12 protein-coding genes are annotated in these 13,211 nt (G+C 40.1%); 3 read left to right on the top strand and 9 right to left on the bottom strand.

Annotation, left to right across the window (positions count from 1 at the left end):
• The coding region (locus tag ACQR30_RS09775; protein ID WP_429734506.1) for a DUF885 family protein at nucleotides 1-1,590 on the bottom strand (1,590 nt) is incomplete at its 3' end.
• A 273-nt stretch (nucleotides 1,591-1,863) separates the two neighbouring features.
• Between ACQR30_RS09775 and ACQR30_RS09770 the strand changes: the two genes are divergently transcribed.
• Nucleotides 1,864-3,306 (top strand): APC family permease, encoded by a 1,443-nt coding sequence (locus tag ACQR30_RS09770; protein ID WP_429734504.1) that lies wholly within the window; start codon nucleotides 1,864-1,866, stop codon nucleotides 3,304-3,306.
• A gap of 37 nt (nucleotides 3,307-3,343) precedes the next feature.
• On the opposite strand, the gene ACQR30_RS09765 is transcribed toward ACQR30_RS09770, so the two are convergent.
• The 4 genes from ACQR30_RS09765 to ACQR30_RS09750 form a co-directional block, all read right to left on the bottom strand.
• Nucleotides 3,344-4,801, bottom strand: a complete 1,458-nt coding sequence (locus ACQR30_RS09765; RefSeq protein WP_429734502.1) for a Fic family protein — start codon at nucleotides 4,799-4,801, stop codon at nucleotides 3,344-3,346.
• Between the two features lie 692 nt (nucleotides 4,802-5,493).
• Nucleotides 5,494-5,832: a hypothetical protein gene (locus ACQR30_RS09760; RefSeq protein ID WP_429734500.1), complete on the bottom strand. Its 339-nt coding sequence runs from the start codon at nucleotides 5,830-5,832 to the stop codon at nucleotides 5,494-5,496.
• A 353-nt stretch (nucleotides 5,833-6,185) separates the two neighbouring features.
• A complete protein-coding gene (locus ACQR30_RS09755) occupies nucleotides 6,186-7,112 on the bottom strand; it encodes a helix-turn-helix domain-containing protein (protein ID WP_429734498.1) in 927 nt (308 codons plus the stop codon).
• 1 nt (nucleotide 7,113) lies between these two features.
• On the bottom strand, nucleotides 7,114-8,076 hold the full coding sequence (locus ACQR30_RS09750; protein ID WP_429734496.1) for an NADP-dependent oxidoreductase: 963 nt from the start codon (nucleotides 8,074-8,076) through the stop codon (nucleotides 7,114-7,116).
• A gap of 563 nt (nucleotides 8,077-8,639) precedes the next feature.
• Here ACQR30_RS09750 and ACQR30_RS09745 point away from each other — a divergent pair.
• Entirely contained in the window at nucleotides 8,640-9,209 is a 570-nt protein-coding gene (locus ACQR30_RS09745; RefSeq protein ID WP_429734494.1) for a hypothetical protein, read from the top strand.
• The gene (locus ACQR30_RS09740; protein ID WP_429734492.1) at nucleotides 9,169-9,417 is read left to right on the top strand and encodes a FecR domain-containing protein; all 249 of its coding nucleotides are present in this window, start codon (nucleotides 9,169-9,171) and stop codon (nucleotides 9,415-9,417) included. Before ACQR30_RS09745 ends, ACQR30_RS09740 begins: the two co-directional genes overlap by 41 nt.
• Before the next feature lie 195 nt (nucleotides 9,418-9,612).
• Here ACQR30_RS09740 and ACQR30_RS09735 read toward each other — a convergent pair whose 3' ends face one another.
• From ACQR30_RS09735 to ACQR30_RS09720, 4 genes are read right to left on the bottom strand one after another with little or no spacing between them, the layout of a single operon-like run.
• On the bottom strand, nucleotides 9,613-10,371 hold the full coding sequence (locus tag ACQR30_RS09735; RefSeq protein WP_429734490.1) for a phosphate ABC transporter ATP-binding protein: 759 nt from the start codon (nucleotides 10,369-10,371) through the stop codon (nucleotides 9,613-9,615).
• 16 nt (nucleotides 10,372-10,387) lie between these two features.
• Nucleotides 10,388-11,239 (bottom strand): PstA family ABC transporter permease, encoded by an 852-nt coding sequence (locus ACQR30_RS09730; RefSeq protein WP_429734488.1) that lies wholly within the window; start codon nucleotides 11,237-11,239, stop codon nucleotides 10,388-10,390.
• Nucleotides 11,240-11,254: 15 nt separating this feature from the next.
• Nucleotides 11,255-12,157 carry a phosphate ABC transporter permease subunit PstC gene (gene pstC, locus ACQR30_RS09725; RefSeq protein ID WP_429734486.1) on the bottom strand — a complete coding sequence of 301 codons (903 nt, stop codon included), beginning with the start codon at nucleotides 12,155-12,157 and terminating at the stop codon, nucleotides 11,255-11,257.
• A 29-nt stretch (nucleotides 12,158-12,186) separates the two neighbouring features.
• Nucleotides 12,187-13,128 carry a PstS family phosphate ABC transporter substrate-binding protein gene (locus ACQR30_RS09720; protein WP_429734484.1) on the bottom strand — a complete coding sequence of 314 codons (942 nt, stop codon included), beginning with the start codon at nucleotides 13,126-13,128 and terminating at the stop codon, nucleotides 12,187-12,189.
• Between the last annotated feature and the right edge of the window lie 83 nt (nucleotides 13,129-13,211).

The following is a 13,211-nucleotide window of genomic DNA, read 5'->3' as shown; positions in this document are numbered from 1 at the left end:
ATGATGAAGTGCTCTAAATTGTAATGCCCCGATCATGTAGGCTATTTGATAGAGGGGATCGTATTCTCCTCCAAAAGAACGCCTCACTTCGGCTTCTGCATTTTTTCTTTCTAAGCCAGCACTATTTACCAAGTAATCAACACATTGTTTGGGTGTCCAGTGCCCCAAATGAAAATTCATGGTAAAGATAATTCGGGCACAGCGTGTCATTCTCCAATACAAAGCACCAATTTTCTGTTCGGGTGTTTTATCGAAACCATTATCCCATAAAAGCATTTCCCAATAAAAAGCCCATCCTTCGGTCCAAAAAGCAGTTTGAAAAGGTCTTCGATATGTTTTGTAGCGTTCATTCATATAGGCCTGCAGATAATGCCCAGGCAATAATTCATGAAAAACGGTGGCACGCGAAAAATAAATATTATTTCCCCTCAAACTTTCCAGCTTATCTGAATAGCTCATTGTATTGGTTGGATAAGAGATACTAATTAAAATTCCTCCATAAAAAAACGGGTTAATTAATTGCTCTTTTGGTGACATCATTTTCATTGTCCAGGTTTCTTTGGCCAAAGGGGGGATATCTATAAGCTTATGAGCGGCAACAAAGTCCAGTGCTTCATTTTGTAAACTATCGATTAATGCAGGTTGTTGCCCTACCGGCACATAGTCATTCTTTACAGCCTCTAATGCGGCATGCCAGTCGTCTTTGTAACCCATTTGTGCGGAAGCCTTCTTCATTTCTTTTAGACACCAGTCGTATTCTTGCTTCGCAATATTTACCAATTCATCAGCAGAATATGGAATCATTTCGAAATTTAAAGATTGCTTTACTTTCGCCAAACCAATAGGCACACCTGGAATGCCGCTACCATCATTACTAGCCAAATTGTTAGATATTTTATTTTGTATCTTTTCTGTATAAATGTCAAATAAGGAATCTGTCTGCCTGAAAGAAGTAGCTACCCACCAAGTAAAAGAAGGGTCATAGCCATTATAAAAATTATAAACGTCTCTTAAATTTCCCCTTAACGAATGCATAATATTCATGACAATCGGTAATGAATGAATCCCGGTTAAATTTGTTTGAGACAATTTTTCTTGGGCAGTCTGTATCTCTTTTCCAATAGAATCATAAATAGTAGCCACTAGTTTTGCATCAGGAGTGCTTCCCCAATGCCTCATTTTGACAAGCTCCAAAATTTGGTCGGCGAAAGGCAAAACCGGTTGAAGTTCGTCCCAGCTTTTTTGTTGATCAGCCAAATCGCTTTCATTTCTCTCTATATTTTTCGAAAGCAAGATATAATCGACTTTTGCTCCCTGGCTAAACTTATCGAACTGGAACAGCTGCATCTTTTGTTTCCAACTCTTAAAATAGGCCGCTTCTTTTTGTGCTAATATGGTATAATTCATGTCATAATAAGCACGGTTTAGATCCCTTAATCCTGCCATATATTCTCTTACGGAGGGCGCCATTTCATTATCCTTTGATTCATTCATTTGTTGTGCGAATGATGATAAAGGAATATTCAACATTAAAACAGAAACTATCAGAAGCGATTCTATTATTTTTTTCAAAGCAGCTACAGCTTTCATATAAATATTTTTTTCAGGGAGGAATGGCAATAACAATAAATGCCTGTCTAACCAAAGATATTAAGGCTATCGTATAGATGATTACACAGAAATTAGCGAATGTTGGCAAGATTTTGATAGCTGTTAACAAAAACGGTCGGAATACACGAATGTTTGAGGGCACGCTCACATAATAATATCAATATCGTGTTAATATTGATTAATTAACGGCAAATAGAATTTATTGAAACAATTTATTTTTAGTTTTTATTTCATCAGTAAAGTAAAAGCTGCATGCAAAATCAACCAGTAATATCTACAACAAGAAACGCCAATAAGGAAGGCTTTAAAAAGAGCCTTGGTTTGTTGGATGCCACGATGATTGTAGCCGGCTCTATGATTGGCTCCGGAATTTTTATTGTAAGCTCCGAGATAGCTCGTAGTGTTGGTTCTGCCGGTTATTTCTTACTTATGTGGGTGCTTGCTGGTATTGTAACAATGATTGCCGCGTTAAGCTATGGAGAGTTAGCGGCTATGTTTCCTAGGGCAGGCGGCCAATATGTATATCTTCGCGAAGCTTATAATCCATTGGTTGGCTTTTTATATGGTTGGTCATTTTTTGCAGTTATTCAAACGGGTACTATCGCGGCAGTCGCGGTAGCCTTTGCAAAATTTACAGCATATGTAATTCCGGCAGTCGGAGAAAATAAAATCTTATTTGCGACAAGTTGGTTTTCAGTTTCTGCCGCCCAATTACTGGCTATAGGCATGATAATATTATTAACCTATATCAATAGCAGGGGCATTAAAAAGGGAACAATCATACAAACATCTTTTACAATTATTAAAATATTCTCTTTACTGGCATTAATAGTTTTTGGTTTGAGTTGGGGTGCAAAAGCTGAAATATGGCATGCGAACTGGCAAAATGCCTGGACGCTCTCTTCCTTAAAAAATCAAAATGGGCAATTGATAAAAACAGGGTTAACAGGATTAGCATTTATGGGTGCCATTGCTGTTGCTATGAAAGGAACTCTGTTTTCAAGCGATTCCTGGCACAATGTAACGATGATTGCAAGTGAAGTAAATAGACCTAAACGAAATTTAGGACTCAGCTTATTTCTCGGTACATTGATTGTAACCATCATTTACGTCTTAACTAATATAATGTATTTGGCAGTTTTACCCATGCACGAAATCGCTTTCGCTAAAGATGATCGAATAGGCATTGTAGCAGCTGAACATATTTTTGGTTCTAGTGGCACACTCATTATTGCTTTAATGATTATGGTTTCTACTTTTGGCTGCAATAATGGATTAATACTTGCTGGCGCAAGGGTTTATTATACAATGGCCTGCGATAAATTATTTTTCCGTAAAGCCGGAACTCTGAATAAACAACGAGTACCCGGTTACAGCCTTTGGGTCCAATGTTTGTGGGCCTCTTTACTTTGTCTTTCAGGAAAATATAATGACTTGCTGGCGCTAGTAATTTTTGGAGTACTAGTTTTTTATGTGCTTACAATAATCGGCATTTATATTCTCAGAATAAAGCGTCCAGACGAGGAGCGCACTTATAAAGCATTTGGTTATCCTTTTTTACCGGCAATTTATATTTTGGTTGCCACCATATTAGCAATATTGTTATTGATTTTTGAAACCAATTATACACTTCCTGGTCTAGGCATTATATTATTGGGGATCCCTATTTATTATTTAATTCTGAAAAAGAAATAACCCAATAATATACTTGTTGAACACCATTCCATGCAGGTTACTTGAATTTGAGTATATACTGCTCACTGGCTTCGAAGGCATTACATTTTTTCAAATAGCCTTCTATTGCCTCTAAATCTTCCCCATATATGGATGCACTGAAGGCATATGCCCTAGTAAGCATGCGTATATATGTAGATGCCTCCCTCTTTCGGGTGAGCTTCCTGATAGCATCCAAATAGTCTATACGGTAAACAGTTGGTATAATAATCTTGGACATTCCTTTTGATGTAAGTTCTGCATTCATCATTACCCGCGCTATTCTGCCATTTCCATCAAGAAACGGATGTACTTCTGAGATAAGAAACATCATGTAACAAGCTCTTGCAAATGGATCTTGTAGCAATGTATACCACTGATAGCCTTTTTTTAGTGTACCTGCTACCAACTTCCAGTCAACAAACTCCGTATCACCTGCGCGGTTATTCAGATCTTTGAACTGCCCAGGTTTCTTACTAACTCTTGCTCTCAATAATATTTCGTGCCGATTCCTCAATAAACCCAATAAATGCTCTGCCGATTCCGGCAATATACGCATTTCTTTTTGGTTACTCACTATCTGATATGTACCCAAAATATCATGAGAGTCCTCATCCCTTTCAGGGAGTGGTGTCTCTGTTGTGATGATTTCCTTAGCTTCGCTAACTGCAAATTCCGTTCCCTCAATAAAATTAGAAAAATAACTTTCAAAAAATGCAAAACAATGATAACTCTTATTTGTTACATTGCTGTCCCGATAGTTCTTAAAGTCATTGCCTGCCAATTCATCGTATAGCAAGTTAAAAAGGGTTATCCTATCTGGATCAAACGGCTCTCCGTGAGCCCTCGCTTTCGCGACATCGCTGTTCAGTATACGTGCTGGTTGTGTAGATAATAAAGCGCTGATTAATTTGCTCAGGTGTTCAAACTCTTTCTCCATTTCCAATGCAGATAAAAGCCCTCTTGCATCATCCCTTATTTTATTCAATTCATTTTCTCCCCTCGTTCTGATAATAGCTTCCATTTTACTTTCCAACATATCACGCGGCAATATTTTAGGAAAGCCTGAGGTGTTACGGGTCTGTTCCATATTTTCAAGATATGCCCTCGGCTCGGCAGAGCGATACAGATTTTCAAAAAAGAGTACTGTCCCGATTTCTTTGTCAAATCCTTTTAACAAGTGCACGGTAAGTCCTGGTAATTGCACATTCCTTGCAGATGAATAGGTGAGGTAGATTTGATTATCCACCGGCTTTCCTTCAATAGCACTCCGATGACTGAGGATAGCACCAGGGAATAAATGAGAAAGAATAATATACCAATTCCGTAAAACTATTTTTTTAGGTTCATCCGCCAGATTAGATGTATAAATTCTCGGGGCAATCTTTCTGAGCTGCCCTACTTTGACCTGCTGCTGTATCTTTTTAGATATAGCTTTGTCAGAAGACGCAAAGACTATTTCGCGAAAATTTGCCATATCATAGAATTTATTAGACTAAAATGCTTTTTACAACTCAAAAGTAGAATTTATTAGACTAACTGCCAATAAAGGTAGAATTTATTAGATTAAATTTATTTAAAATGGCGATTTTTCACAGCTAATATCTACAAGACAAACAGAAATGGAGAAAAAATTAGTCTAAAAATTAAGATTAAGCGATTTTTTGAGTCAATTTTGCACTTTAAAGTAATCTAAGAAAGAACCGCGTTTATATCCTTTTTACATAAGTTATTAAGATTCCTTCCAGCAGAATATCCAGATAAAAATTTAATTTTTAATGGTGATTTTAATTGCCCGGAGTCCCACACCGTTTTTTTTCATTAAAAAAAATGGGATATAAACCAATTTTTGAAGATCAAAAGACAACTCTAAAGATGGAATGAGTGAATAATGAGTGCCTCGCATCTGAATTTGATAATATATTTTATAATGCACAAAGAATTAATTTCATTAACTCAGGGGTTATTAAATTTTACGAGTCGTTTGATAATCTAAGTGAAGCAAGAACTGTTTCAGATCATATTCCAATATGGTTTCAATTTTCTTTGAATTAATTATTATTGAAAACTTTATCTAATTATTTATTGTATCACATATTTTAGTAAAGGCAATTGTTTAATAATCAATCATTTACAACATACTTTACTTAAATTCTTTACTAAACTTACCTATTTCTTTACTAAAACCCATTGTGGTTTGATTCTACTTCCTTCATTTTTAATTATATTATCCTTCGAGCTCATAGCGTACAACAAGTTCCGTATTTTATTCTTTTTCTGTGCTTCATCTAAAACAATAGGAAGCAGGTCTAGCAGCAATTTGTCAATATCTTCTTTAGACGCTTTGCCGTATTGTTCAAGGAGATTTATGACCATTTTCTTGTAATGGTCGTCTTTAAATCCTCTATTTTTAATATATTCTGCTCTTTGTCCTGTTGCTTCTGCAATCTGTGCAGATATAAAATAATTGGGTTTTCTACCCTCTATAAAACCTTTCTTTTTGAGCAATTTAGCCGCTTCATTATGAAGAAGTCAGCATCCTCTTGGGTATTTCGACCTCGACTATCAATGACTATATGGTCAAAGCCTCCCGCATGATACAGACCCATTTCTTCGGCTCAAAGGAAACCGCATTGGTATTGCTGCTTGCTTATATGCTGAACCACTAATAAATTATTTCTTTTTGTTACTACGTTGTTTTAATTGCACACATTTACCACATTTGATTGCGCACCTTATGGCAAGCTAATAGGGGCATAATAGGCAATACAGTCCAAAAATACTCGGCTGCTGATTGGCCTTATCACTAAACGATGCGCGACCCCCCAATAGCTTTGTCCGAATTTCTTCTTTCTTTATTGCTAATTGCTTCTACCTGTAAGTGCCTGCCGGTAAGCCAAAGGGGATAATTTAGTTTTGCTTTTGAACAGCTTGGTGAACGACTGCGGATGTTCAAAGCCGAGTTCATAAGCGATCTCGCTGATGGAAAGCTCCGTTAAGGAAAGCTTTACCTTGGCCTTCTCGATCAGTTTATCATGAATGAGCTGTTGTGTGTTTTGACCGGTAAGGACTTTGAGCAAGCCTCTCAGGTAATTCGGGGACACATGAAGCATTTCTGCCACATACTGAACTGTAGGCAGTCCTTTGGTGATCAGTTGGTCACTGCTGAAATAATCCTCCAGTAAGGTCTCCAGTTTTTCCAATAGCTGGTGGCTGCTCTTTTCCCGGGTAATGAACTGCCGGTGATAAAAACGGTCGGCATAGGTCAGCAAAGTTTCTATTTGTGAAATAATAAGCTGTTTACTGAAGCGGTCGAGGTTGGTGTGATACTCCTGCCGGATATTTTGAAAGACCTGGATAAGGGTAGCTTCCTCCTTAGCGGAAAGAAACAGCGATTCATTAACCGAATAATCCCAAAAGTCATACTTTCTGATGGATTTAGCCAGTGCAGTGTTCCATAAAAAATCAGGATGGATGAGCAGCAGCCATCCTGACTGTGTGGTTTCCTGTTTGGTATCTACTGAAAGGCTCAGTAACTGGTTGGGCGCTACAAAGGACAGGATGCCTTCATTAAAATCATAAGGTTGCTGTCCATACCTGAAGTTGATAGCTTCTGAAAACGAAACCCGCTTCAGGCCAATGGCATAAAAGTCATAGCACCAGGAAGCCGATTGCGGCTCCACTGTTCGCCTGACCAGTTCAATTTCAGTCACGCTGATCAGCGGATGTTCCGGCGGCGGCAGCTGCCGGAACCTGTGAAATTCGCTGATCGTTTTAATCCGTATCATTTTAATGCTCTTTTCTGATCTCCAGCACGATCTTACCTCGCACATGTTTTGTTTCGACAGCCGTATGCGCCGCTGCGGCTTCTTCCAAAGGATATACTTTGCTGATGACAACCTTTACCTTGCCTTCCTCAATCAACTTTGCGACGTCGGCCAATGATCGCGCCGCATCGCGTTCCCGCCTGATCATTTTTGCTTCTCCATGTTTACCGGCGAGTATCCCAAGTACCGCTGCACTGAAAGGATACGGAAGCTGGACGGAAACGAAGCTGCCGCCATCCTTTAAAGCCTTCGCCATGCTGATCCGGGACGCTTCGTTAAATTCAGGTGAGGCATCGAACGCTACGTCGATACCGTTCACTAAACCCTCAAAATTGGTGTCCTTATAGTCAACCGTTTCGTCTGCTCCCAGTTCCTTTAAAAAATCAAAGTTATGCGGTGAAGCCGTTGCGATCACATAAGCGCCCATTGCCTTGGCAAATTGCAGGGCCAGGCTTCCAATGCCCCCCGCAGCGCCGTTGATCAGTACCCTTTGCCCTGCACTTACTTTACCGAGTTCAATGCCATCCCAGGCCATTAATGCGCAGGAGGGTATCGCACCGGCTTCGTTAAAGGTAAGGTTTTTGGGCATGGCAGCAAATTGACTTGCTTTAGCAGCAATAAACTCTGCATAGGTACCCTGTAAAAAATTAGGGATACCGTACACCCTGTCACCCTTTTTAAAGCCAGTCACCTCACTGCCGGTTTCCTCCACTTCACCGGCCCCGTCTATACCGAGGTCGAGCGGTAACTTTAAGAAAGGTTTTAAGATTTCATTGCCTCCCTGCCTCACCACATAGTCCGCCGGGTTCACGCCGCTTGCATACATTTTTACCAGTATTTCATCTGGCTTGGGTACCGGGCGTTCCACTTCTTCTATTTTCATCACCTCAGGCCCGCCAAATTCATTAATTCTTATTGCTTTCATTTTGACTGTTTTTATCGAACAAAGGTCAATGTCCTTTCCGATCCCTATTAAGCCAAAACGCCTTTTGTCTTAGCCTAAATAAAACCTTTTGAATTAAGTGTATAGTTTATGCTTTAAATTCCATATCTGAATGTCATGGAAAGTAAATCTAAAGCCTGTCATCTTCAATATCTTTTCCCGAATTCTTTCATTGGTGCGCGAAATTCATATCTCAGTACAAATTTCGGCCTCTAATCCTCATAACATCGTGTTAATGAAATCAGCACTAACTTGATTCATGCAGTATGACGTGTGCAATCGAATGTGGTAAATGTGTGCAACCTAAAAAGGGAAGTGACAACCACTGATAAATTATTTCTTTTTTTCTTCACCTGAGCCGATGTTCGCTTGATTCCGCCCGTATTACCCATATAAGGCCGTCGATAAGCCTGTTGTGAGCAGTTGTTTATAGCTGCTTATGTTACCTGACCACATATTTGAGGACCCTGTTTTTTTAATAATTTTTATAGCTATCCTTCTTACAGTTGCTGCCATCATTTATTTGATCTGGAAGCAACTAAAAGATGATGATCCTACGAAGGGTATATTTTAAGTGTAAGAAATCAAACAAATTGAAAGACCAGCAATTAACAGACCTTTTTACGAGGTATCTCGAACGAAAGGCTTCGCCGCAGGAAGTGGAGCAGTTGCTCGCCTATTTCCATATGGAAGAGGAAAGCCCGCAACTTTACGAAATCATTCTTTCACAGATGGAACAGCCTATGAGCGAAAACCCTTTAAACAGCCTTTATGATGGGGAAATATACGACCGGGTAGAAAATGCGCTGAATGAGCGTATTGATAAGGAAGCAACTCCGATTATCCCGATCTGGCACAGGTCCTTGTTTCGCGTCGTGGCATCTGTTGCAGCTATATTGATACTGGTCAGTGGATATGTTTTATTGAATAATTCAAAGCCTGAGATCATGAAAACGGTATATGCCGCTTATGGTAAACAGGTTCAGTTGCAATTACCGGATGGCTCAAAAGTTTGGCTGAATTCAGGGACAACCATTAGTTATCCGGAAGAATTTAAAGGGGGGCAGAACCCTGTTGCTGAAAAACGGCGATGCTTATTTTCAGGTAGTACATAAGGAGAAGAACCCTGTTGTTGTAAAAACCAATGGGAGCGATGTCATTGTATTGGGCACTTCATTTGAGATCAACGCTTTCGAAAAAGAAAGCCAGTCAGAAATAACGGTCAGCTCCGGTAAAGTAGGGGTTCAGCTATCTGACTTAAAACAGCCTGCGACTTTTGTTTTGCGACCCTGTTGGGACTCGAACCCTAGACCCGCTGATTAAAGATTAATGCGTCACCTCAATCTCATTCTATCTACATTGCAAAACTACCCCAATGGATTACAAAACAATGATACTTATGTAAAAAACCTCTTTCGCATTTTTACAATTCTCCATTTTTCTTTACTACTCAAATTCACTACAAATAATAAAAGCAAAATCCTTTTTATGGAACAGCTGACCTTACCGACGGTCCCGTTAATGCCCACTACGCAAGTATTCTTTTAAAATATCCGATTGTGGATTGCCAAAAATTTGTTCCGGCGTTCCTTGCTCTACTATTTCGCCAAAATACATAAACACAATGTGATCGCCCAAGCGTCTCGCCTGGCGCAAGATATGCGTTACCACAATCAGCGTATAATTCTGCTTCAATTCTAAAAACTTTTCCTCAATCTTTTTACTGGAAATAGGATCAAGTGCAGACGTAGGTTCATCTGCCAAAATAATTTCTGGTCCAACGGCCAATCCCCTTGCAAGACACAAACGTTGCTGCTGCCCAATTGATAATCTTGCCCCCGGCGTATGCAACCTGTCTTTCACTTCCGCCCAAAGACCCGCATCACGCAGATTTCGCTCAACATTCGCGCGCAGTCGGCTTTTGTCTTTGATACCTTTTATCTTCAACCCGTAAGTAATATTTTTATAAATAGACATCGGCAACGGAAACGGCTTTTGAGAAAGTAGTCCCAGTTTTTGCCGCACCTCCGTAATATCCTTTTTAGGGTGAAAAATATCTTCACCATCTATCAGCACCTCGCCACCTACCTGCAATTGCGGGTGCAAATCTGTCAATCGGTTCAAACACTTGAGTAGCGTGGTTTTGCCGCATCCAGAAGGACCAAGCAATACGGTAATTTTGTTGCGCGGGATTTCTAAATTGATATTTTTCAAAATAGACGAATGCCCACTTTGCACATTCAGGTTCCTTATGCTAACAATAGGGGAATTTGGCATTTTTATGATAAAATTTTTACAAAATATTTTTCTTAAATTTCTTCGATACCATACGCGATATAATGCTTGTAAGCAAAATAATTCCTGTTAATATCAATGCTGCGGCGTAAGCTCTTTCTTTCACCTCAGCTATGGGTGAACTAAGTTGAAAGAATATGGCCAAGGGCAGCGTGGCAGTAGGTTCTTGTAGTGTTTGCGGGATATGATCGGTATAGCCGGCTGTAAATAAAACAGAAGCCGCATCACCAATGGCCCGTCCAAACGCCAATAATAACGCTGTAATAAATCCAGGCAATGCCTGAAGGAGAAATACACCATAGGCAGTGCGCGTGCGCGTCGCACCGAGTGAATAGGAGGCTTCCAACAAACCACCGGGTATAGTCCGTATTACTTCATCTAAAGCGCGAATAAAAATAGGCACAATAAATAAGGTAACCGTAATGATACCGGCGAGCAATGAGGCACGTAAATGAAAATAGGTCATCAATGCAAAACCAAATGCGCCAAACACAATGGAAGGGACGCCCCACAATGCATCCAATAGAAACCGCAAAATATTCACCCACCGTTTATTGCGCACCCAATGCACATTCATTCCCAATGCAACCGGCAACCCGATAAGCACAGCAAGAAAAGTAGATCCGAAAGCAAGATATAGCGAACCAATAATCGCGTTTAAGATACCGCCGCCTTTACCCAGATAAAAACCACCTTGCGGCTCTTGCGAAATCATTTCCCAGGAAAGTGCGCGCCAGCCTTTTTGTATAATTACCCAAATGATAAGAAAGAACACGAGAATAATACTGGCAGTAACCAGCCGCATTACACAGAGAAAAACCTGTTCTTCTATTTGTTTTTTATTTTTCATTGTATAATTTTTGTGTCAATTGTTTGGCAGTCTTCTATACACCAGCAAGCTTGTAAGTGCATTAAAAATAATAATGATAATAAACAGCAATAATGCAGAAAACATCAATGCGGCATCGTATTGTGGTATAGACATCATATCACCATAATTATTAGCTATCAAGGCTGGCAAAGGATAAGCCGCCTGAAACACATTATGCGGAACCTGTGCCACATTGCCAACAACCATCAATACCGCGATGGTTTCTCCCAATGCTTTTGATATACCTAAGCTCAAAGCCGCGATGATACCTGTTTTCCCTTCGCGTAGTAAAATCCATTTTATCGTTTCCCAATACGTAGCGCCCAAACAGAGCGATGCTTCTTTCAATTCTACCGGAATACTGCGCAATACTTCTATCAGCATATTCAGCATATAGGGCACGGCCATTATAGCAAGTACTACGCCACCCGATAACAAACAATACCCAGTGGAAGAAAACCCAAATGCAGGCGCAACATGGTCGCCAATCAATGGCACAATCACCAAAACTCCCCACACGCCATATACAACTGACGGTATTCCTGCCAACACATCAATCACAAAATACATGCTTTCTGTAAGCCACTTCGGTGCATACTGCGTAAGATATATTGCCGCGAGCAAGCACACGGGAGCAGACAAGAGAAAAGACAACAACGTTACCCCCAGCGAACCCGCAATGAACGCGTAGAAGCCAAAACTGCCATCCATGGGTGACCAGTCGGAAGAGCCAATGAGACTGCTTATCGAATGGCTGTGAAAAATAGGCAGCGACTTTAGCACCAATCCTAATCCTATTGCCAATGGCAACAGTAAGAGAAAGAATACGCCCACGTTTAACCAGCTATTTGATATATTATCTACCCATTTTCTGGGAAAAGAGAAAAACGTCGTCATCTTACTTGTCTTGTTTCTATAGTTAGTGATTATTTCAATTGATCTAATTGTCCCTGAATTTTTTCTGCAGGTAACGGCACGTAGCCTGCGGCTTTCACATATTGCTGCCCATCAGTCAATATCCATTTCAAAAATGCAATAACACCAGGATCAGTCGGTTTTCCTTTTGTAAGAAAATATAAATCGCGCGCAGGCGGTGATGGATAACGTCCGTCTGCAATAGCGGCTAAAACACTATCCGCATTATCGTAAAAGTTTTCTTGACGATCTATTATGCGATTATTGTTTTGGTCGATAGGAATTACCTCTATGCCTGGTCTTTTTTTGCCGGTAGAAATATCATAAACGAAAGCCACATTATTGAAACCCACTCCACTTGCGTCTTTAGTTACTGCATCTGCCAAACCCGGGTCACCATAAATACCCGTACCTTTTATATTATCCTGCTTACCACCGAAATAAGCTGCCCATGTATCTGCCGCACCGGCAGCATCGGAGCGCGTGTAAACAGAAATATTATTATTCACAATTGTATCTAATACACTCCCCCAGGTAATACTTTTCCCCGACAAATAAATATTCTTTAACTGGTCGTGGGTGAGTCCTTCGCGGTGAATCAAATCTGCCAAAGGATTTTTTGCACTGAATGTTGGCAACACAGCATCTTTCGCCACCGCAAAAAGAACAATACCTTTTTGCTGTTCGCTAGGCGTTAACGCACGGGAAAACATAGCTAGATCAGCCGCGCCGGTAAGCACATCGGTGAGCCCCTTGCCTGCGCCGCCAGCAGATAGATCGAAGCGAGCATCGGGATGTAGTTTTTTATATTGCTCTGTCCATTTTACACCTAGAGGGTACAGTGCGAAAGCCCCACTAATCGTGATACTTTTCTGTCTATCGCTTTTGCAAGCGACAAAATAAAGGGTAAGAGAAAAAAGCAAGATACGGGTAATGATTTTCTTTATTTGCATAGCAATAATTTTTGAGAATTAATGTTTTTTGTAAAAATTAAGGGTTTGATAAACTGTTACGCGGGCTATGTCTCGATTATAAT

Source organism: Arachidicoccus sp. (assembly GCF_050436765.1).
Classification (GTDB): Bacteria; Bacteroidota; Bacteroidia; order Chitinophagales; family Chitinophagaceae; genus Arachidicoccus.
Note: the sequence above shows the minus strand (reverse complement) of the source record. Positions and strands in the feature narration are given on the sequence as shown.